The 20,865-nt window shown below is 34.6% G+C and carries 20 protein-coding genes and 1 tRNA gene; 4 read left to right on the forward strand and 17 right to left on the reverse strand.

The window, feature by feature from the left end:
- Positions 1-5: 5 nt before the first annotated feature.
- Genes ABJ974_RS09460 through ABJ974_RS09470 form a run of 3 tightly spaced genes read right to left on the reverse strand, consistent with a single transcriptional unit; the run spans position 6 to position 3,893 of the window.
- Positions 6-581, reverse strand: a complete 576-nt coding sequence (locus tag ABJ974_RS09460) for a 4Fe-4S dicluster domain-containing protein (protein WP_419868002.1) — start codon at positions 579-581, stop codon at positions 6-8.
- Positions 582-591: 10 nt separating this feature from the next.
- Positions 592-2,823 (reverse strand): molybdopterin oxidoreductase family protein, encoded by a 2,232-nt coding sequence (locus ABJ974_RS09465; RefSeq protein ID WP_419868003.1) that lies wholly within the window; start codon positions 2,821-2,823, stop codon positions 592-594.
- An 11-nt stretch (positions 2,824-2,834) separates the two neighbouring features.
- Positions 2,835-3,893 (reverse strand): MFS transporter, encoded by a 1,059-nt coding sequence (locus tag ABJ974_RS09470; RefSeq protein ID WP_419868004.1) that lies wholly within the window; start codon positions 3,891-3,893, stop codon positions 2,835-2,837.
- Between the two features lie 303 nt (positions 3,894-4,196).
- Here ABJ974_RS09470 and ABJ974_RS09475 point away from each other — a divergent pair, with 303 nt between their 5' ends.
- The gene (locus tag ABJ974_RS09475; protein ID WP_419868005.1) at positions 4,197-4,892 is read left to right on the forward strand and encodes a Crp/Fnr family transcriptional regulator; all 696 of its coding nucleotides are present in this window, start codon (positions 4,197-4,199) and stop codon (positions 4,890-4,892) included.
- 555 nt (positions 4,893-5,447) lie between these two features.
- Here ABJ974_RS09475 and ABJ974_RS09480 read toward each other — a convergent pair.
- A complete protein-coding gene (locus ABJ974_RS09480; protein ID WP_419868006.1) occupies positions 5,448-5,702 on the reverse strand; it encodes a hypothetical protein in 255 nt (84 codons plus the stop codon).
- 336 nt (positions 5,703-6,038) lie between these two features.
- Here ABJ974_RS09480 and ABJ974_RS09485 point away from each other — a divergent pair, with 336 nt between their 5' ends.
- Positions 6,039-7,730 carry a helix-turn-helix domain-containing protein gene (locus tag ABJ974_RS09485; RefSeq protein WP_419868007.1) on the forward strand — a complete coding sequence of 564 codons (1,692 nt, stop codon included), beginning with the start codon at positions 6,039-6,041 and terminating at the stop codon, positions 7,728-7,730.
- 74 nt (positions 7,731-7,804) lie between these two features.
- Here ABJ974_RS09485 and ABJ974_RS09490 read toward each other — a convergent pair whose 3' ends face one another.
- Together ABJ974_RS09490 and ABJ974_RS09495 are read right to left on the reverse strand one after the other, a co-directional pair.
- Entirely contained in the window at positions 7,805-8,485 is a 681-nt protein-coding gene (locus ABJ974_RS09490) for a YceI family protein (protein WP_419868008.1), read from the reverse strand.
- 260 nt (positions 8,486-8,745) lie between these two features.
- Positions 8,746-9,501, reverse strand: a complete 756-nt coding sequence (locus ABJ974_RS09495; protein WP_419868009.1) for a 4-hydroxy-tetrahydrodipicolinate reductase — start codon at positions 9,499-9,501, stop codon at positions 8,746-8,748.
- 406 nt (positions 9,502-9,907) lie between these two features.
- Here ABJ974_RS09495 and ABJ974_RS09500 point away from each other — a divergent pair, with 406 nt between their 5' ends.
- A complete protein-coding gene (locus ABJ974_RS09500) occupies positions 9,908-10,300 on the forward strand; it encodes an acyl-CoA thioesterase (protein ID WP_419868010.1) in 393 nt (130 codons plus the stop codon).
- A gap of 108 nt (positions 10,301-10,408) precedes the next feature.
- Positions 10,409-10,684, forward strand: coding sequence for a hypothetical protein (locus ABJ974_RS09505; protein ID WP_419868011.1), 276 nt, complete (start codon positions 10,409-10,411; stop codon positions 10,682-10,684).
- On the opposite strand, the gene ABJ974_RS09510 is transcribed toward ABJ974_RS09505, so the two are convergent.
- From ABJ974_RS09510 to crcB, 11 genes are all read right to left on the reverse strand, one after another.
- Positions 10,679-11,179 (reverse strand): thermonuclease family protein, encoded by a 501-nt coding sequence (locus ABJ974_RS09510; protein WP_419868012.1) that lies wholly within the window; start codon positions 11,177-11,179, stop codon positions 10,679-10,681. The two genes, ABJ974_RS09505 and ABJ974_RS09510, sit on opposite strands and share 6 nt — an antisense overlap.
- 79 nt (positions 11,180-11,258) lie before the next feature.
- Positions 11,259-12,059: a Cof-type HAD-IIB family hydrolase gene (locus ABJ974_RS09515; protein WP_419868013.1), complete on the reverse strand. Its 801-nt coding sequence runs from the start codon at positions 12,057-12,059 to the stop codon at positions 11,259-11,261.
- Between the two features lie 251 nt (positions 12,060-12,310).
- Positions 12,311-12,967: a glycosyltransferase family 32 protein gene (locus ABJ974_RS09520; protein ID WP_419868014.1), complete on the reverse strand. Its 657-nt coding sequence runs from the start codon at positions 12,965-12,967 to the stop codon at positions 12,311-12,313.
- A gap of 272 nt (positions 12,968-13,239) precedes the next feature.
- Positions 13,240-13,719 carry a GNAT family N-acetyltransferase gene (locus ABJ974_RS09525; RefSeq protein WP_419868015.1) on the reverse strand — a complete coding sequence of 160 codons (480 nt, stop codon included), beginning with the start codon at positions 13,717-13,719 and terminating at the stop codon, positions 13,240-13,242.
- Between the two features lie 44 nt (positions 13,720-13,763).
- Positions 13,764-14,552, reverse strand: a complete 789-nt coding sequence (locus tag ABJ974_RS09530) for an SDR family oxidoreductase (RefSeq protein WP_419868016.1) — start codon at positions 14,550-14,552, stop codon at positions 13,764-13,766.
- 445 nt (positions 14,553-14,997) lie between these two features.
- Positions 14,998-16,023, reverse strand: a complete 1,026-nt coding sequence (locus tag ABJ974_RS09535; protein WP_419868017.1) for a hypothetical protein — start codon at positions 16,021-16,023, stop codon at positions 14,998-15,000.
- Positions 15,989-17,023 carry a hypothetical protein gene (locus ABJ974_RS09540; protein ID WP_419868018.1) on the reverse strand — a complete coding sequence of 345 codons (1,035 nt, stop codon included), beginning with the start codon at positions 17,021-17,023 and terminating at the stop codon, positions 15,989-15,991. The genes ABJ974_RS09535 and ABJ974_RS09540 overlap by 35 nt, the downstream gene beginning before the upstream one ends.
- Positions 17,024-17,034: 11 nt before the next feature.
- Positions 17,035-19,515, reverse strand: a complete 2,481-nt coding sequence (locus tag ABJ974_RS09545) for a hypothetical protein (RefSeq protein ID WP_419868019.1) — start codon at positions 19,513-19,515, stop codon at positions 17,035-17,037.
- A 223-nt stretch (positions 19,516-19,738) separates the two neighbouring features.
- The gene (locus ABJ974_RS09550) at positions 19,739-20,026 is read right to left on the reverse strand and encodes a hypothetical protein (protein WP_419868020.1); all 288 of its coding nucleotides are present in this window, start codon (positions 20,024-20,026) and stop codon (positions 19,739-19,741) included.
- A 209-nt stretch (positions 20,027-20,235) separates the two neighbouring features.
- Positions 20,236-20,320 (reverse strand) — tRNA-Ser (locus tag ABJ974_RS09555).
- A 138-nt stretch (positions 20,321-20,458) separates the two neighbouring features.
- A complete protein-coding gene (gene crcB, locus ABJ974_RS09560; protein WP_419868021.1) occupies positions 20,459-20,830 on the reverse strand; it encodes a fluoride efflux transporter CrcB in 372 nt (123 codons plus the stop codon).
- Between the last annotated feature and the right edge of the window lie 35 nt (positions 20,831-20,865).

The raw sequence follows: 20,865 nt of genomic DNA on the forward strand, positions 1-20,865 counted from the left end.
TTAATTTAAAATACTTTTAATTCTTCGCTGCCTTTAGGCATCATTAGATTTACTTTGGTTTTCACTACTTCTTTTCCGAAAATGAAACGGTTAACTGGCGTACTGTTAGGCCTTTTCTTCGCTACATTTTCACGGGTATCAAAAGTTAAGGCACCACTCGGGCATACCGTTGCACACATCGGCTTAAGGCCTATACTCGTTCTGTCATAGCACATATTGCATTTCATCATGAGCATGGCACTCTGATCCGGAATTTGCGGTACACCGAAAGGACATCCCATCACACAGTTTGCACAGCCAATGCATTTGGAAGTATCTGCTGTATGTACTATTCCATATTCATCTTTGGTGATGGCATCGGCAGGACAAACATTCGCACAAACGGGATCATCACAGTGCATACACACCTGAACCGTTGTCTGAATCGTTTCTGCCCTGTCCACATAATGAATATGAATCATTGAAGTTTCTCCATTGGTCTCGCATTCCGCACAGGCCATCTCACATGAGTGACAGCCAATGCATCGCTGCATATCCAGGAAAAATTCCATATCATTAAATTTCTCAAATTGTTCCGCCATAACTTCTTAATTAATACTGTATATCTCTACTTAGAATTGCTAATTCTGCAGAATCTTTACTTTTCTGTCTTCCTGTATTTTCCAGCTTACAGGCACATGCTTTAAATTCCGGGATCTTGGAAACGGGGTCCAGTGCATCATTAGTAAGCTGATTTGCAGAGTTGACACCACCCCAGTGATAAGGAAGGAATACTGTATCTTCCCTTATTGTTTCCACGATATTGGCCGGGAATAATCCGGTTCCTCTCCTGGTGGAAACCTTAACCAGATCATTTTGTTGAATGCCGTATTGTGAAGCCATTTTCGGATGGAGTTCCAATAAAGGTTCCGGATACAGATCCACCAGTTTTCCGATTCTTCTGGTTTGTGATCCACTCAAATACTGGCTTACTACCCGCCCTGTTGTTAATATGACAGGATATTCTTCATCCGGCATTTCCATAGGATTCCTGTAAGGAGTCGGATTAAAATGAGCCCGCTTATCGGGAGTATTGAATTTTTTATCTTCCCATAATCTCGGGGTTCCGGGATGATCCTCGGAAGGACAAGGCCAGAAAACACCCAGATTTTTCTCTATTCTTTCGTAAGAAATTCCATAATAGTCTGCTGCACTTCCACGGGAAGCCACCCGCAGTTCATTGAAGGTTTCTTCACTGTTGGCATAATTGAATTTATCTCCTTCTCCTAATCTTCTTGCCAGCTCCATTAGAATTTCACTGTCTTTTTTTGCTTTTCCGGGAGGATCTACCACTGCATGAATACGGATTACCCTTCCCTCTGCTGATGTAGTGGTTCCTTCTTCTTCTTCCTGAAGTGAACCTGCCAGAATAATATCGGCATGACGGAGCGTTTCTGAAAGGAAGAAATCAATGCCGGCATAAAACTCCAGTTTTTCCAGTGCCTCACGGACATTATTGTTGTTCGGAAGCGATACCAGCGGATTGAAGCATATGGAAAGTAATCCTTTGATCTCCCCTCTGTTGATGGCTTCAATGATTTCGTAAGCACTTAATCCTTTTCCGGGAAGATCTTCTTCTTTGATTCCCCATACATCGGCTACAAATTTTCTGTGTTCAGGGTTTTCAATATCCCTGTTTCCGGGAAGCTGGTCACATTTATGTCCATGTTCTCTTCCTCCCTGTCCGTTTCCCTGTCCTGTAATAGTTCCGTAGCCGCAATAAGGTTTTCCTATTCTCCCTGTTGCAAGCACAAGGTTAATACAGCTGCAAACATTCATAACTCCTTTAGAATGATGCTCAATTCCTCTGGCATGCATCAGGAAGCTGGTTTTTGCTTTACCCCACATTTCCGCTGCTTTATAGATAAGATCTGCAGGAACACCCGTTACTTTTTCACCCCATTCGAGGGTGCATTCTTTAACAGCTTCTGCAGCTTCTTCAAAGCCGGAGGTATGGTTATCAATGAAATCATGATCCAGCCAGTCGTTATCAATCATTACTTTCAACATGGTGTTGGTAAGTGCCGAGTCGGTTCCGGGTCTTAGTGGTAAGTGAAGATCTGCTGTACGGGCCAGCGGAATCTCACGCGGATCGATTACAATTACTTTGGCTCCGTTATCTCTTGCCTCCCAGATTTTATAGGTAAGAACCGGAAAACATTCGCTTACGTTGGCCCCCGTAACAATAATTACTTCCGCATGTGCAAGATCTGCCCAGCTGTTGCTGGAACGGTCCATTCCAAAAGACTTTTTGTTTCCTGCACCTGCGCTTACCATACATAAGCGTCCGTTATAATCCAGATTGGCAGTTTTAAGAGCCACACGGGCAAACTTTCCTACCATATAACTTTTTTCGTTGCTGAGAGATACTCCGGACAGCATGGCAAATGCATTTTTCCCATAGGTATCCTGAATTCTTCTTATTTCTTTGATCACGGCATCATAGGCCTCGTCCCATTCTATCGGAACGAATCCTTTTCCTTCCACTCTTTTGTAAGGAGAAAGCAACCTGTCCGGGTGATTATCCTGCATATAGCGCTGTACTCCTTTGGGACAGAGTCTTCCTTCGTTGAAAGGAAATTCTTTCCAGGGTTCAAAACCAACGACTTTATTATTTTTTTTCTTTAGTTTTATTCCGCATTGTAAACCACAGAAACAACAGTGGGTTTTAACAATTTCATCGGGATTCTGAATATTTACTCTTACAGCTCCTTTTTCGGGATAGTGTTTGTGAGGTCCGAAGACCTTGATAATTTCATCTGCTGATACGGGTAATTTTGCCATAACTTCAATTTTTAACCAAAATAACTTCCTGCTTCTTGCCTTGCTTTAAGGTGTGCTTTTGCCAAGCAGCTTCTTTTTCCTTCCGGACTGTATTCCAGATAGCTCATCCCATCTTCCTCGCGCTCAAGGTTAAAGCCCATTTCTTTTGTAATTTCTTTAAGGTCTTCTACATGCATTTTTGAAGCATATTCTTCTCCTGTATGCGGACATACCTGCATTCCTCTTCTCGTGCCTTCTATTTTATAGATATTGGCTCCTACCTGCGCCGGTCTCTGGAAGATGTGAAAGAATTTCCCGAAAGGAATCCACATAAGGAACATGGCAACGGTGATAGCATGGGTAATAGCCATAAACTGGCTCATTTTTCCTTCCAGGTAGGTATAATCAAACCAGATCCCTATTCCTGTAACTGAAACGGCTATCAATAAAATAAGCGGAAGCCAGTCTCTTTCAAACCATTGGGTAGCGATCTGCCCTTCATCTATAAATCTTCTGTGCATCATGATAAGACAGCCTGCAATGACCATGATAGCTGTCCATAAGAGAATATGGAAAAGGATAAGTGCCATCACCGTATTTAAAGGAAAGGTCATTACTGTAATCCCGAACATATGGGTTTCATACATGTCAGTAGTTCCGGGTTTAAGCGTAAAGTGCATCCATCCGAATGTCAGCCCGAAAGTTACCATGAAGGAAATAAGGCAGCCTGTTGCCAACAGGAAATGTCCCAGCCATCTCATCTTTCCTCTCGGGAAAATAAAACGCTGAAATAGGATATTTCTAACGGAAAGCCTGGTGATCTCTTTCAGGTACACCCAATAATCTTTGCTGAAAACAAATTCCCAGGTGCGTTGCCAGTATTTTTTGGTAGGTGGTCTCTGCTTCCAGACAGAATGATGATATACCACTCCGAAGGCCATGCTTATTGTACCAAAGAAATAAATGATCAAGGCTGCATCAAAATTCTGAAGATTAAGGGAACCTATTAAAGTAATCAAAATCACAAAAACTGTTGCGATAATCGCATTGGTAAATGCTTTTCTATTGATATTGGTGAAAATTCTGAACATCTTTTCGTGTTTTTAATGTTAGTATTTTGCTCTAATACATAACAAATATAGGGGAAACATTTGCTATAATAAGACATCGATGTCTTATTTTTAATCATTCAAAATTATATTGCTTATTTAATACTTATAAGTCATTATTAATCTTACATTTACATATAATATGATTTACATCATATTATTTAATTGTTAAATAAATTATGAGATAAATTTTTGTTTTGGCCATCACTTTTAGCCTAAATTTGACGAAGCTATTGCCCATGCTTTTTAATTTGGGTATTTTTATTCTCTTTAAAAAAACATAGAATGTCTAAAAAAAATGATTCCTGCGACCATACCTGTTTTATGTGTCAACATGTATTAAAAGAATGGTGGCAGCTCATAGAACTTCAACGCAAGAATATCATTATCAGAAAAGGACAGCAGTTTATTTATGAAAACTCGGAGGTAGATGGTATATACTTCGTACAGGAAGGTCTGGTAAAAATCCATAAAAACTGGAGTGAAAAAGATACCATAATCCGTTTTGCTTCGAAGGATGATATTATAGGATTCCGGGGTATAACCACAGAAAACACTTTATTTCCCATCTCTGCTACTGCTTTGGAAAAAACCAGATTATGCTTTATAGAAATCAACTTCTTTAAATCATTGCTCAAGGCCAACCCCAGCCTTACTTATGAGCTGATGATGTTTTTTGCCGATGAGCTTTATGTTTCTGAGATCAAGATGGGAAATATGATCCATCTTCCCGCCAAATCCAGAATTGCCTGGTGCCTGGTGAGACTTATCAAAAGATTCGGGACTGATGTGGATGGAAAAATAAATATTACTATAAATAAAACCGATCTGGCCTCTTATGCCGGTACTACTTATGAAACCTGCTACAGAATTCTCTCGGAGCTTTCTTCTGAAAAGATCATCGTAATGAAAGATAAAAATATCATCATTCAGCGTCATGATCAACTGGTAGAAGTGAGTGAAAATGTGAGTAATGTCTAAAGATATTATATTATAAACGTGGATCTATAAAAAATTTAGAGCAGACAGCATTTCTGCTATCTGCTCTAAAAAAAAGCAACAGATACCGTAGAATATAACACAATTCTATTGCAGATAATCCAGACATCCTTACAAAAAAGGATACTTATCTGTGTCTGCCTGAATGCATCCTGCAGTCTAATTCAGAGTTTTCATGGTTATTAAAAAATCTAAAAAATTCTACGATACCTTGTTGCTCCGGAAATACATATGCAGTATCAATATTGAATAATATAAACCTAATTAAGGTCTGTATCATTCACTAAAGTTCGGCTCTTCATTAGACTTTACCCGCTTTTTTATTTTGTAACTTATGATATTCCCCCCGAAACTCAACCGTTAACCTAAAAGCTTATACCTCTGATGAACCAGCATATAGATACTTCCTTTATAATCTAGTTTTTAAATGGTGTTAGAAAGTAATTTAAAAATTAAAATATTATTTATACCGCTTGTTCAGTTTTAATTCCACACAAGCCTCTATGGAATTTATATATTTTGATTGTGTCCGGTGTTTTACCAACCTTGTTTATCTTTTGGAGGATCCGTAGGAGGATCTTCTGTTAAAGACTCACTATTGTCTGCTACCGCTACGGGTGCATCAGCTTCCTGTACCGTATCTGCTACTTTAGCAGTATTCACCATTTTCATCTTATTCATTTTCATTGTGATAATATCTTCTTCTATATCGGTAATATTGTCGGCTTCTCTACAGCTCACTACCGAAACTAATAATGTAGCCAATGCTACTAATGAGATAAACTTTTTCATATGATTTCCTTTTTTTTTAAAGTTTATCCCGGCCAGGATTACTATTTCAGAATTCCGTTCTCGAAATTATCACTGTCTGTTTTCAATTGCAACGAGATGTGGTCATTATAGACCCATTTTAAGATTGACGACGTCTTTATTTATGAATTAGGACACATTAAAACATTTAAGAGCCTAATAATCAATAAATAAGTTTAATTACTAATATTTATCACATAATTAAAAATCTATTGATAATATGTCTTAAATTCCCTCAATTTTTATATTTTTGAAGAAATTTATGTCCATTCCATGTCCCTCAGTTTTATAAAAAAATGCTATTTCTTAATTTTTGCATTGATTTTTATATTCTTTTTTGAAAATTATAGTGCTCAGACCTATGAAAATATTCAAGAGAAATATGAAAAAATCGAAGCGAACAACGAGCGTGCTTTCCAGTTTGTGAATATGTTTATTTCGAAAGCCAAGCAGGAAAAAAATTATGAGAAGCTGGTCCAGGGATATGAAGATGCCATTTATTATTCAGCTAGCAATTCTAAAAAGCTGGCGTATGCCGACAGTTGTATCATCACCGCCAAACAAACCTTTGATAATGACCTGATAAGCAGGTCCTATTTAGGTAAGGGAATTATTTATTATCTCAACCTGAAAAAATACAGACCTGCACTGGATGAATACATAAATGCTTATGCTTACTCCAAAAAGGGTAATGATGATTACCAGAAGTATAAGATCATCTATCATATGGGTGTGGTGAAAAGCTATCTGGGATATTACAATGAGGCACTTGGACATTTTAAAGACTGTATTGCCTATTTTGAACCCAAGATCAAAAACAGCAGCTCCCACCCTAACGAAACTTACAATAATCGCAAAGGTTATCTCAACAGTTTGCATCAGAGCATTATCTGCTACCGAAATATTAATAATATTGTAAAGGAAGATTCTTTAATCAATATCGGGTTGGATTTTACTAACCTCTATACAGACTTTCCTTTAGAACAGGCCTATTTCCTGAAAGCCAAGGGAATAAATGCTTTTCATCAAAAAAAGTTCAATGAATCTTTATCTTTGTTAAATAAGGCTTTACCCATACTGAAAAAGCATAATGACTTTGCCTGGATTTCGGTAACCGATTTCTATATAGGTAAGAACTATCTTGCACTTAATAAGGAAAATCGGGCAATTGCACAATTTAAAAAAGTAGATTCCATATTCCAGGAACACCAGTTCATTGTTCCGGAGCTCCGGGAAAATTATGAGATCCTCATCGATTATTATAAAGAAAACGATGAGCATCAGCAGCAGCTTTATTACACTAAAAATCTCCTGAAGACCGATAGTATCTTAACTAAAGATTTTACTTATCTCTCCGCTAAGATCCATAAAGAATATGATACCCAAAACCTAATAGACGCCAAGGCTAAACTTGAGCAGCAGAACAAGTGGGGATTGGGTACAATTCTACTCTTAAGCACAGCACTGGCTTTCCTTATTTTTATTTCGTGGAAATATTATAATAATGAAAAGAGAATCAAATCCAAACATACCGAATTGGAAACTCAGCTTTATCGCCGTTTACAAAACCCGAATGAACATGAAACACCGACTCCGCCAAGATCTACGCTAAGTGAGGATGTGTCTTTGGATATTCAGAAGAAACTGAAAAAATTTGAAGATGAGCAAGGTTTCCTGGAAAAAGGCCTTACGCTGAATAAACTCGCCCAGCTTTTTGAAACAAACAGCACCTATCTTTCCCAATATATTAATGATACGAAGGAGATGAACTTTAATAAGTATTTAGCCATGCTGCGTATTCATTATATTACCCATGTCATTTATACGAATGATAAATATTTAAAGTATTCCATCCAGGCTTTGGCTTGCGAGTGCGGTATTGCTTCCAGACAAAACTTTTCCGATCTGTTCCAGGAGTTTAACGGTATCAGACCAGCGGAGTTCATCAAGCGGAGAAAGAAAGAGCTTGAAGGCAATGACAGTACTTCCATTCAGCTTTCTTCCCAGTAGCATAAAGGTATCTCTATAATAGAAAAGACACCCCTTTCGAGATGTCTTTGTTTATTTATATCGGTAAGGATATCTTATTTTTTAGATGCTTTTACATCAATTCCTATTTCGATGTCTTTACTGATCATCCATTCTGCAGGATCAGCTTCGGAAGTACCGAACTGAATACCCCAATCTGCACGGTTTACAGTAAATTTAGCCTGTACGGATGCTGTGTTGTCTGCTACCGTAACTTTTGCAGGGAAAGAAACATTTAAAGTTTTACCTTTAAGAGTAAGGTTCCCGCTTACTGTTTTGTTAGCTCCTTCAATAGCGTCAGCCGGTGCATTTTGTAAATCAGATACCTGAGTAATTTTAAAATCTGAAGTTGGGAATTTTTCTACATCAAAAAAGTCTTCATTTTTCAAATGCCCTTCAAGATCAGTATATTTTTTATCTTTCTCAGTAACAGATGCAGGATCTACTTTGATAGATTTCATATCTATTAAAAATTCTCCTGAAGTAAGCTGACCGTCTGCTAAAGATAATTCACCTGACTGAACAGAAAGGGTTCCCCAACGTGGAGCAAATCCTCCTTTATGGAAAGCTTTCCAGTTTACTACCGATGTAGCAGCATCAACTCCGTAAACATCTCCTTGTTTTTCAGCTACCTGTTGTTCCTGAGTAGCTTCTGTTGTTCCGGCCGACTTTTTGTCTCCACATGATGCAAGTAAAAAACCTATACTTGCTAAAGCAATTACACTGATTTTCTTCATTTTTTTAATTTTTTTTAATATAATTATTTTTTTTCTGAAGCTGTATAAAATACAACTCCATCAATTATAAAAAACGGAAAAAAGTTCTACATCAAGATCCAGTTCTTCCTTCCCTATTTACAATTGATTTACATATATACAAAAAATAATCTGTAACAAAAAATGTTCGCTTGCTTAATATTGTCATAAAAAAAATTAAAACATTAAAAATCAAACAATTACAATCAAGCCGTTAAGGAAGAGATATTTATCAGTAGAATTTAAGCTTCACTAAAAAAATAAGGTCTTAAAATATCCTCAAAATTATAAAGTCCTCTTTTTTTATCTTTTAAATTTTGTGCGACAAACAAAGCACCACTTCCAAAGGCTTCCCTCGAAATGGATTCATGGACAAGCCTCACCGTCTGATAAGGGAAACCAAAAATTACTTCATGTTTCCCTACGATTCCTCCCGCACGGACGGAATTGATACTTTCTGTTTCCAGATCCAGGGTCTCGGCAATTTTTACTGCTGTACCCGAAATGCCTGATTTGGCTTTAAAATGTTCTTCCACCACTTCGATATCCACTCCCGGAGCAATATTTTTTAGTAATGATGCGGCGAATAAAAGATAATTGACTCCTAATGTAATATTTGGAGACCAGAAAGTAGCTGTCTGAACCGATAAGTCCGTGAGCAGTTTCTTTTCGCTTTCTCCATAATGGGAGATCGCAGATATGATTTTAATTTCTCTTTCTGCCGCTGCTCTTCCATACATATGGATACTTGTGGTTGCTGAGAAATCAATAATAAAATCTACCGGATGATCATCCAACAGCTTTTCAATATCGATAGTCTGCTGTGAATAAATGAGCCCGGGGTCCGGGGAGGAAATGCCAAGAAATTCGCCAGCTGAACTTTTTTCCATTATTCTGCTGCTTCTTAACACCCATTCCAAAGAGAAATCTTTGTGTTGAAGTATTACATTCGCGACTGCCTTTCCGGCTTTTCCAAATCCAATTAAACCTATTTTCATATGCATATTTTTATACAGTTTTATTTTACGTTCCAATTCCTACAAAAGCATATTGAATTATTTAATTATCAGAGTGAGATTTATATTTTTTTTCATCAAATCTCTGATCAATAAATCCATACACCGTTTTATTTCATCATTTGGGTCATTTCTTTTTTGAGAAAAAACATCACTGTATTTATTTATGTTAAATCAATATAGGAAAAATATTTTTAACTGGGAAAAGATGAACTATTGTTAACAGTAAAAACCAATCTCAATTATAGACATTTTCCTCGTTTTTATGGTCATCTTTCAGGGTGATTATTTGTCTTCAATTTTTACGGCAAAAGGTCTATTTTAGCCGATTTTTTCTTTTTTAAATTATGAAAAATACTTACATTAGAAGTTTTATAACCGTTTAGAAATGAATTTGATTCACAGCAAACAGATACGGGTAACCGAAGATCATATCGACCAGAATAACCATGTCAATAATGTACAGTATGTACACTGGGTGGAAGAAGCGGCCGCAGAACACTGGGATGCCTTAAAGGATCAGACGGAATACATCAATGATTTCTGGATGCTTTTAGACCATCATATCCAATATAAAAAACAGGCTTATTTAAACGATATTATTACTGTCAAAACTTATCCTTTACCTCCTGAAGGTGTGAAACAGCCCCGTAAAGTTGAATTTTACAGAGACGAGGAACTGCTTGTCGATTCCAGTACTTTATGGCTCCTCTTCGACCACGATACAAAAAAAATCAAACGGCTGGAAAAAAACTGGCTTGAAAAGTTTAAACCTGAATAAACGAAGGATTCTAACTTCTTTTTATTTCTTTCAAACTTCGTAATCGACTTTATCTATTTTCCTCTGTTCAAAAATTTTGTAATTTGGATGAATAAAAATCACTTAATCATGGATAATAATATTCTTAAAAACGCATCGGATTCGAGTCATTATGTACAGGAATGGCTAAGCTTACACATGAAAAAGAAGTTCGGGGAAGAAATCAACCTCAGTAATGTTCCTTTTGATTTAACGGATGATGACGGGGTTTTGGTGACCAGTGATCCGGAAAGCTTCAATGAAGATCAAAGAAAATATTTTGATGAATTAATCAAAAGGCTGAATGAAACTTCCATATCGGTAGAAGATCTTAAAAACGATATTGAAAAATTAAAGTCTTCATAAGGCTACATCAGGGGATTTCGTTATTTTTTTCGTTTTCCCTTTTCTTTTGTTTTTCCGGAAATCCCAGGGAGCCACTGCATTTTTATCAGCCCAAAGACCTGATTTATTTTCTCGGGCAAGGGATTCATATTTCTTCAGCAAAATATTTTTGGATAGCTGATAGTACCACCATCCATAGCCTGCTTTTATAATTTCAGCAGATAAATATTTGTCGTCTTTATAGAAAACCCTGGCTACCGTTCTGCCATAGCGGTCTTTATTCATGCGGTAAAAGGTTACTTTTTTCCCAAAAACCTGAGAACTTGTAAACTGTTTTGCATTTTTACCGTAGGGCTGCCCTTTTTCAGGACAGTCTACCTCAGCAAGACGAAGTACCTCCTGTTTATTATTTCCCAATAAAACCACCACCGTATCACCATCTTTTACGGCTATTACTTTGGCCTTGGTTTGTGCAGAAATTAAAATAACAGGGAAAATAAAGACTGTATATAACAATCTTTTTAATAAAGAATAGGGAATGTTCAACATCATCTAAGTTCGGGGGCTTCTTTTAAAATTCTCTCAGAATGCTACTTTAATCGATATTTAAATAGCTTTTAATGGTTTGCAATACTCCAAATTTATCATTGGAACCTGCCTCAAATTTGGCAACCTGCTTTACCAACGGATGGGCATTTTCCATCGCATAGGAATATTGGGCATTTTTAAGCATTTCAATATCATTCATATAATCCCCGAATACCATTGTCTGCATGGGAGAGATATTGAGAGACTTCTGAAGCTTCTCCAGGGCATTTCCTTTATTGATATCCTTATTCATGATATCCAGCCAATATTGCCCGGAGACCACCACTTCAAGATTGTATTTTTCAAACTCTTTAAGAGTGGGATATAAAAATTCTTCTGAGCTTTCAGGATGATAAACCGCAATTTTAAATATGCTGTCATTTACAGGCTGCGTAAGGTCTTCCCTCCTTTCATTTCCGGTATAAAACTGGGCAATATAATCGATAAAGCTTTGATTATCTGTCTCAAAATAGGCTTTTTTCTTCCCTGATAATACTGCTGTGGCTCCGGGAATACTTCGTATCGAATTAATAATTTCCGCTACATAGTCCTGGTTCAGCTCATCCGCGAATAATTCCTGATCTTTATAAATGACATATCCTCCATTTTCAGCAATGAAGCCCATTTCACTTTCGATGTCTCCAAAATATTTGGTGATTCCCAACATCTGTCTTCCGCTCGCCGGAACAAATAATATGTTTCTTTTCTTTAATTCTTCATAAACTTTAGGAAATTCCGGGCTTACTTCGTGGTTAGAGTTAAGAAAGGTCCCATCCATATCTGTTACGATCAGCTTAATATCATCCATAAAATCTTTTTTTCAGAAAGTTGTGTATTTCTCAGGACAAAGATATTGCTTATAATTTTAATCTCTTTTTGTCTGATGCCTGGATTGAGAAATTTAACGAATATTTAAGGTAGTGGGTATGCGGAAAAAGGCTTGGAGAGTTGGAGAACAGATATGTCAGGATTAGTGTGAGACAGCAAAAGCTCATGCATAGGTACTGAAAGAAAAAACCTTTCACGTTGGTGAAAGGCTTTAGTATTGTTATATTATTATTATTTAATAATGGCTTGTGACATCTGTTTCTGCTTCCAATGTTCAGATCTTTTTTCATACAGAAAAAATTTACCCAGCTTATATTTAAATTTTAAATATCCTTTGTATTCCACTTCTTCCAGAATTCTGTGTTTAACTTCAGGAGTTTCCTCCAGCGTATGCCGTACACCTTCTGAAAAAACGGTAGGTCCCGTAGTCGCATGGATGTTATTGGGATAGCGGTGTGTCTGAATATTATCAATCATCAATTCCAATACTTTTTTAAGAATAGGATGTTTCTCTTCAAATATAAGTGCCCATTGCACATATAAGCCTTCGTGTCTCTCCCTGCTGATTACCGCAGTGTCATCTTCTTTGATAAGCTGTCTTAGCGGCTTAATAGTGGTACTGTCTATGTCTAAATAAACTCCTCCTTTTTTATAGAGCACCGCGTACCGGAAAAAATCCGCTTTAGCAGCTCCTATTGTCAGTTTTTCATAGGTATCTATATATTCAGGGGGAAATTCCTGCTTCAAAAATTTTTCAATGTCCTGATCGTCATATAAAAAATATTTATACTCAGGATTCATTCTTTTCATATTCCAAATATGGAATTGAGTAATCCATGGAAGGTCCTTTGATTTAAAGGTTTGGAAAATCTGCTTCGGTACCGGCATCTTTACATATCATTATTATCATTTAGATTATAATTCTAAGCATATGTTAAAGATGATTATTTATTTTTTTGAATAAAATAATTTTAATCCATTACGGATATTTTAATATGACTATAATCTGATATTTTATATTAGTATTTTTTTCTATCTTATATGATAAAATACGCTTTCCATCGTGTCTTCCTTTATATTCTTTTTTTTAAAAAAAGTTTTGACTTCCCTCCATTTTTCTTTCAGCAAGGAGATTCACAGCCCCATTTTATAAAATATGATCAGGATAATTCGTTAAACATCCAGATCGTACAGGAAAAATGACCTGTGTTTCCCAAGGGCTTGTCCAGCATTCTGAAGCCTAATTTTTCATAAGCGGACACTGCCGCTTTTAATTCAGGCATGGTTTCAAGGTAAATATTTTTGTAGCCGCAGGATTTTGCAAAGTCTATACATTTCAACATCAGTTTTTTTCCTATTCCTTTTCCACGGTTGGAAGCTGACATATACATTTTCACTAATTCTACCGTGTCCCCGGGCAGTCCTTCCGTAGGATATATTCCTGCTCCCCCGAGAATTTCGCCATTTTCTTCGGCTACAAAATAAGCTGCTTTTTCTTTTTGAAAAGATTCGTATAAGCGGTCCGTACTTTCATCAAAGTAAGCGGTTCCGGGAATATTAAGTCCAAACTCCGTTAAGCTGTCCCGCAGTATCTTCGCCATTGCTGCATTTTCTGCGGACGAAATTAATTTTATATTCATAGTTTTAAATATATTCAATCTGCATAAGCCATCCCTGTCTTATATTAGTAACCATTACTTAGACCTCCATCTAAAGGAATACTTGTTCCCGTTATATAGGAAGCATATTCCGATGCGAGAAAAGAAACAAGATAGCCGTATTCTTCAGGCTGCCCCAATCTTTTCATGGGTATTTTATTTTCTCTTCCTTTTTTGATTTCAGCGGTAGAGGTATTATTTTGCTGGGCTTCATTTTCTATCAGCTGGTTGATTCTTTCGGTATCAAAATAACCTGTCAGGATATTGTTCACCGTAACATTATGCCGGGCCACTTCATTGGATAAGGTTTTTGCCCAAGCAATGACTGATGACCGTATAGAGTTGGAAAGTACTAAATTAGGAATCGGTTCTTTGACTGATAATGAAGATACATTGATTATCCTTCCATATTTCTGCTCTATCATATGGGGAATAGCCAGTAAAGAAGTTTCACATACTGTTTTAAAGAGTAAATCAAAAGCATCCTGATAGGCATCCACTTTTTCCTCCAACGCCAACCCTGGAGCAGGACCATTGGTATTGTTCACCAAAATATCTACTGTATGATTTCTAAAGTAATCTGTAATAATTGATTGGTAAGCATTAAAATGGGAATAATCAACAACAAGGTAGCTATGTTCTTGCCCCGAAGTAACAATCGGCAAGGAAGAAACCATTTTTTTCAGTTTCTCTTCGTTACGCGCTACTACGGTAACATTGGCTCCGCACTGAGCAAGTTCTTTAGCAATACCCGCTCCTATTCCCTGTGTGGCTGCTCCTACTAAAGCATTTTTAGCATTAAGGCTGATCTTCATGTGATTCGATTTGTAATTTGTATGATAAATGTACGAAAAATAGCATTTTCAACAGGCAATTATCTTTCGAAACCCCTTCTCTTCGATGGTTATTTATATTTTTTTTATTTTATGAAGGTTAAACTTTACCGGTCACAAAGCTGTGTTTTGTGATACTTTGTAAGATATTAATCTCATTTAGGGAAGTGACTATTAATTAAAGTTAATATTCTCTTTATAGTGAATAAATATTTGTATAATTGTATGAATACAATTTGTGCAGTTTTATGTTTAGTTAAAGCCGGTGAAATTTTGTTTCATTGGCTTTAACTTTTACTCTTCAGTTTACAAGAAAAATAGTTTTTATTATTTAAATGGAATGGGAATAAATTACTAGAAGTAAGCTACCTTAAAGCATTATTAGTCTTATTATCTAAATATCACTCTACGATATTTATTTTAATTTTTAAATTTCTGAAATTTCCTTTTCTATCAGTTTAAATTTATCCTTTACTTCCTCTCCTAAATAATAATCCAATAAGTCTTTCTTGTTAAGTGTCCCATCTTCTAAGAATTTTCTTAAATACTGCTGATTAAATTCCAACAGAAGAATAGATTTTTCTAATTGTTTTAGAATGGATTTATTATTGTTAATATTATTATGAACTAAATCTCTTATAGTCGTTATTTCATTAATATCTTTAATAATTCTATTAATAAGAATCGCCAGTAAATCTTTATCCAACTTAAGTTCCTTAGCGTTTAATGCGATATCCCTGGCAAGCATATATGCAATTGCCAAGTTGGAGTAATCTCCTTTTTGAGAGTTGACAACAGCTACAAAACCAATACCTGGAATATAGCCTACATTCTCGAAATTCTTAAGAATTGAATGCTCTATTAAAGAAATATCGAAGACAATTAAACTTACTTTGGCATCCCGGTTTGCTTGTGCTTCAATCAACTGACTCCAGGCTGTATCAGTTTTGCGAACGAATATTTCCTTACTTTCAATATCTCCCAGCCTTATGCTTTTATCAAATTTACATTCAATTGCAATTTTCAAATTCGGATTACCGTCTATTTCACAAATGATATCACCTGTTTTATTTTTAGGTATATTTCCAGCTATATTTCCGGTTAAGAAGGCTTTGTCTTTTAATTTTTTTTCCTGAAAATAATGATTTAGAAACTCCGCAATTTCATCTTCAGCCAGTAAACCTTTGATTGTTGACTTATAAAAAAGTTCTTTTTTCATTTCGAAAATCATTTTTAGACTTTCCAGCTCTGTACCCAATTCATTACTAGTTTTGGAAAGAAATGCAGAAATACGATCCTCCATTAATGCCAAAACTCCGATGTAAATAGCTCGGAGTAATTTATCATCTCTTTCAGATGTTGGTAGATTGTCGAAATAGTTGAAAACAATTTGATTTTCGATTTCAAATTCTTTGATTTCAACTCGCTTGAGCTGTTGATTTATTTTTATCATTTTTACTCTTAAATTGATTAATAACTTCTTGAAGTTGTCCTATAACATTTATATAATTACCCTCTTTATCTTCATCTTTTGAATTCTGCAACTTTACCAGTTCTTTAATTAAAGCATCAAAGACATTATAATCTTCCCTTTCACTAAAAACAGGATGTACCTTAAAACGTTCAGAATTCAAATGAATAATAAAGTCTGCTATTATAAACTTAAAACTATTATTATTGTCAATATTATGTTCCTCTTCATTTTTACATCTATCAAATCCCCCCTTAATGGCTTCTAGAATATTTATAAACTCATTATAATTACCTTTCCTATATGCTTCTGTTAGAATAAAGGAATTTACATTAAAGAATCTGAATATTGCATTCTGCAAAATAAGATTACATACATCTGGAAGATTTTCTTTAGCCCTCTTTTCAACTTTATCGATCTTATGTGATAAAGTATCTAATTTTTTAGTTTTTTCAACAGCCAGGTTTGATTCAGAGATGGCTGTTTTTGCATTTTCAATAGCCTGATCAATATCCTTTTCTTTTATTTTTTCTAAATCTTCCTCGATATTATTCTGTTTCTCTCGTAAATCGTGTACACTTAAAATATTGATTAAAATAGGGACAAAGATTCCTAGCAAAGTCATAAAACCTATACCAACAGCCATATAAAGATTAAGACGATCTAGGTCTTTATCAATAATACTTTCGGCTCTATTTGATTCTTTTTGTACTTCTTCAGTTAGCACTTTAATATGATTATTGATCTTCCCTATTTCAACAGGATCAATTACCACTTGCTTTTTATTTAATGATTTATACTCAATCTGAAATGGACCATAATTTTTTTTCTCTGCTATCTTCTCATAGTATGCCTTGTTTTGTTCTTTAATTTCAGCAATATTCTTATTAATACTTTTCCAATGACAAAAGAACAGAATTGTAATAATTATGAAAAAAATTGGTGTTAGCCAAAGCAATATTTTTGTAGAACTGTGCTTCATCTATTTACGTATTAAAATTGGGGGATTAGTTTAGGAATTTTATAAAGTAATTCCCAATAGCTTCGACCCTCTTCAAAATGGGATATTTGGTTATCTTTATCATTAGGCTCGAAAAATCTACCTACTAAGGTTTTACTGACCAACGAAGATTTATTTTCCTCACAAAGATCTATGTCATCAGGAACCACAACAGTCTTCTCAATTGCATCCATTGAACTTCTGAAGATTATGTCATCGTGCGTAAATAAAATAAATTGTAAAGGAAGTTCCGGAGTATGTTTATAAAATATCTCAATTACTTTATGAAAAAAATTAGAAAAAGAGTTCTTGCTAGCAAAATCACTAGCAAAGAAAATATCATCAATCACTAAAGGTAGATTAACTTGATATTTTTTTCTTGTAGCCAACGCAATGCTTAAGCTGACCATCAAGCAAAATAACTTATACCGGAATGTGTTAAAATACTGATCTGGTGTAGTTGTTTTATTAGAGGATTTATTAATTATTTCAGCTACAATATATTTGTCTTCAATTTCAACCCCATCAATTTCAACTGAGTTTCTTTTTATATGAATTCTAAATTCATTTTGAGGATCACTTTCAAAATAATCTTTCATAATTGATTCAACAACATCCCTTATAGGTTCAAAAACTTGACTTACGATATTATTTATTTCAATCCCATATCTCAAATTGTATTCACTAACTTCCCGTTTTATTCTATCAACCAAATCCGCATCTTTACTTGCTTCAAGGAGTTGTTTTTGTAATTCAGAAATTTGTTTTTCTATACTAGGAACTTGAATTTTAAATTTTTCTATTTCTTCACTTAAAATCTTTATTTGTTGTTCTACAGAAATTGTGATTTCCTGATTATTGATATGACTAATCGCACTTTCTAAGCTTTCCCTTCTTTCTATGGAAAATAAGTTAATACTATCTATTATACTTACAAAGGTTTCTTTAAATAGAGCATGATTATTTTCTAATAACTCATATAGTATCGAATAATCTTTCTCGTTCGGAATCGGTTTTTGTGTTAACAAATAAATATGGTCATTTAACCCTGTATCATTTACTAAAGGTGATAATTGTACATAAAGAAGTTCTTCTTTTTTGCCTATATTATGCAAATTGATAAAAGGAAGTAACTCAGTTCTTTCCAAAGAGATTAATTCATATAACTTATTAAATTCTTTTAATAATTGCCATAAGTACGTACTCAAATCCCTATACGCTTCTTTTATTTCTTTATCTATCTTTTGAATTTCCTTAAGTTCTTCCAATCTTCGTTTAACATTTTTCTGTATTTCTTCTATGGATCTATTTGAATCCATACAAAAGGGGCAATTGTCAAAATCGTGTAGAATTTCTTTACCTGTTTCTAAAAAATCCCTTTCTACAAAACTTTTTTTATCTTTAACTTTACTTAAAAAGTTTTGATATAAAGAATTAAAAATCGATATATTTTCAATTAAAGACTTTTCAGAAGACAATTGAATTTTAAAATCTTTATTAAGAATAGATCTTAATGATTCTATTTGCCGTGCTTTATCTAATTCTCTTTTCGAAGTATTATCAGTTGTTATTTTTTTTAGTTCCTCAACTTCATATTGCTTTGCCTGAATCTGCGTATTTGTATTTTTGAGAACATCTTTCTGTTCATTAAGTTGCTTTTCTGTAGAATTCCTCCTGTTAGATTCTTTTGACCTTCTATATCCTGGGATTTGCAAAAGTAAATTTTGTAATTTAAGAAATTCTTCTAAACCCAAAGATCTTGCAACAATACTATGTAATGAGTTAGCATCTTTATTATCTCCCGTAAACCTTACCTTACCATTTTCATAGATATCAAAATCACTAATAAAAAAATTTTTAGGATTAAAAACTTTTCTTAAATCTTCATTTATAAAAACAATGTCATCAAGGTCATATTCACCTGATATAGTATCGATTTTACAGTGAGTGGGAGATAAGGAAGTAAATCTACCAATATAATTGTTATAGTCTTCTCTTTTTAAATCCCAATACGATTCAGTTCTAAGATTTTTTTCTCCAATTTCCTGTGCGTAAATCATTTCAAGGCCTGCAAAAATTGAAGATTTTCCAGTCCCATTATTTGCTAAAATCACAGCATTATTTATACTACCGTCATCAACCAAATTAATACCAAAGGGTATACCATCTTCTTCTTTTTCCGGTATACCTCTTATACTGGAAATTTCGATATTTTTGATTCTAAAGTCTTTTCCTCTGTAAGAATCTGTATCAAAAATATTATCGTCAGTTTGCATTTCTTGGGACAATATGTTAAAATCAAAGGTTTGATTATCAGACAATTTAAAGAGCCTCATTAAACTCTCGAACAAAGAATCTCTGCTACTCAAATCTAAACTTGGATAGTAATAAGCTAAAACTTTTGCGATTTTACTTTCTTCTTTTTCGGATAACGCTAATTCTATAAGATTTTTTCTGAATTCAGTTGTAGTCATAATTAATCACTTAAATTCTTTACATAACGATTAATATAACTATTCAGGCCACTTCCACTTTGAGCTAGCCTTTTCATTGTTTCTACATGATGCTGACCAGCTTTACTATAACTATAACTGTAGATAAAAGATTTACTTGCGAACCTTATAAGTATGTAATCTGAACCGATTTCATAAGCTAATACTCCTGAATTTCCTCCTGAATTCCTGTATCTTTCCATAACTAGATTTCGGCATAAATTTCAGACATTCCTTTATCACCTCTTTTATAGCCAGTCCTCACTTCAAATCTATCTTCTGTTATTTCAATATTATCAGCCTTACTTAAATCATACATTTTCCACCCCATTTGACCTGATGAAGAATATCCATCTATTTGGTAACCTCTTAAACCTTTGTTTCCAGCAGTAGTTTCACCATAACAGTGAGGTTCTATAACTCTCAATCCTCCTTCGTAATAGAACTCTATTACATTTTGATTTTCAATTGCTTCAATAATTTTTTGTTTCATAAGTTATTCTTATAATTATTCTGATCAAAAATAATTTATACCATAACTCATTCCTTACGGTTTCCCGTAATTCATAAAAAATAATAGAATTTATAAGTTTTAATTTCGTAACACTAATTATAAAATTTGTGAAGGAAAAAGAAGGAAAAGAAATGTTTTAGAAATAAAAAAACCTTCAAATAAATTTGAAGGTTTAATTTTTCTCTTCGCGGAGAGTGAGGGATTCGAACCCCCGGACCTGTTACAGTCAACAGTTTTCAAGACTGCCGCAATCGACCACTCTGCCAACTCTCCTGAATAACGACTATGCCGTTGTTTTCAGTGGTGCAAATATAGAACTCTTTTTGTTTTCTGCAAAAAAAATTGAAGAGAAATTCTAACATTTTTTAATAATCCCTTAAAAATCAGGGAAATTATTTTTGATAGAAATAATCAGTGTAATACAATTTCTGATTTCATACCCAGAACTACCGCTGCCAATCCCAGTATTATACTTAAAAGAATGTAGACAGCAAGGGTTCCATACTCCTGTTGCTGCCATAATGAGTAATTTTCTGCGGAAAAAGTGGAAAAGGTTGTAAATCCTCCACAAAATCCCGTAATCAACAGATATTTCAGGGAATTATCCACCTTTGTAAAATAGGCGATCAAAAACCCGATAATAAAGCAACCTAGCACGTTTACTACAAAAGTTCCTACAGGAAAAGAGTTAATATTCCACATTTTCTGAGTATAGCTAGAAACAATATAACGGGCAGTACTCCCTACTCCGCCTCCTATAAAAATATACAACAGATCTTTCATGATGATAATTATTAAAAAGAAACGCACCTTACGGT

This window comes from Chryseobacterium sp. CT-SW4, from assembly GCF_048572715.1.
GTDB lineage: Bacteria > Bacteroidota > Bacteroidia > Flavobacteriales > Weeksellaceae > Chryseobacterium.

Excerpts from the sequence above, each read along its gene's own strand:
- ABJ974_RS09525 (WP_419868015.1), bottom strand. The coding sequence starts at position 13,719 with ATGAATATAAAATTAATTTCGTCCGCAGAAAATGCAGCAATGGCGAAG.
- ABJ974_RS09540 (WP_419868018.1), bottom strand. The coding sequence starts at position 17,023 with ATGAAGCACAGTTCTACAAAAATATTGCTTTGGCTAACACCAATTTTT.
- ABJ974_RS09500 (WP_419868010.1), top strand. The coding sequence starts at position 9,908 with ATGAATTTGATTCACAGCAAACAGATACGGGTAACCGAAGATCATATC.
- ABJ974_RS09490 (WP_419868008.1), bottom strand. The coding sequence starts at position 8,485 with ATGAAGAAAATCAGTGTAATTGCTTTAGCAAGTATAGGTTTTTTACTT.
- ABJ974_RS09530 (WP_419868016.1), bottom strand. The coding sequence starts at position 14,552 with ATGAAGATCAGCCTTAATGCTAAAAATGCTTTAGTAGGAGCAGCCACA.
- ABJ974_RS09480 (WP_419868006.1), bottom strand. The coding sequence starts at position 5,702 with ATGAAAAAGTTTATCTCATTAGTAGCATTGGCTACATTATTAGTTTCG.
- ABJ974_RS09550 (WP_419868020.1), bottom strand. The coding sequence starts at position 20,026 with ATGAAACAAAAAATTATTGAAGCAATTGAAAATCAAAATGTAATAGAG.
- ABJ974_RS09465 (WP_419868003.1), bottom strand. The coding sequence starts at position 2,823 with ATGGCAAAATTACCCGTATCAGCAGATGAAATTATCAAGGTCTTCGGA.
- ABJ974_RS09535 (WP_419868017.1), bottom strand. The coding sequence starts at position 16,023 with ATGATAAAAATAAATCAACAGCTCAAGCGAGTTGAAATCAAAGAATTT.
- ABJ974_RS09545 (WP_419868019.1), bottom strand. The coding sequence starts at position 19,515 with ATGACTACAACTGAATTCAGAAAAAATCTTATAGAATTAGCGTTATCC.
- ABJ974_RS09495 (WP_419868009.1), bottom strand. The coding sequence starts at position 9,501 with ATGAAAATAGGTTTAATTGGATTTGGAAAAGCCGGAAAGGCAGTCGCG.
- ABJ974_RS09505 (WP_419868011.1), top strand. The coding sequence starts at position 10,409 with ATGGATAATAATATTCTTAAAAACGCATCGGATTCGAGTCATTATGTA.
- ABJ974_RS09475 (WP_419868005.1), top strand. The coding sequence starts at position 4,197 with ATGTCTAAAAAAAATGATTCCTGCGACCATACCTGTTTTATGTGTCAA.
- ABJ974_RS09515 (WP_419868013.1), bottom strand. The coding sequence starts at position 12,059 with ATGGATGATATTAAGCTGATCGTAACAGATATGGATGGGACCTTTCTT.
- ABJ974_RS09520 (WP_419868014.1), bottom strand. The coding sequence starts at position 12,967 with ATGCCGGTACCGAAGCAGATTTTCCAAACCTTTAAATCAAAGGACCTT.
- ABJ974_RS09470 (WP_419868004.1), bottom strand. The coding sequence starts at position 3,893 with ATGTTCAGAATTTTCACCAATATCAATAGAAAAGCATTTACCAATGCG.
- crcB (WP_419868021.1), bottom strand. The coding sequence starts at position 20,830 with ATGAAAGATCTGTTGTATATTTTTATAGGAGGCGGAGTAGGGAGTACT.
- ABJ974_RS09460 (WP_419868002.1), bottom strand. The coding sequence starts at position 581 with ATGGCGGAACAATTTGAGAAATTTAATGATATGGAATTTTTCCTGGAT.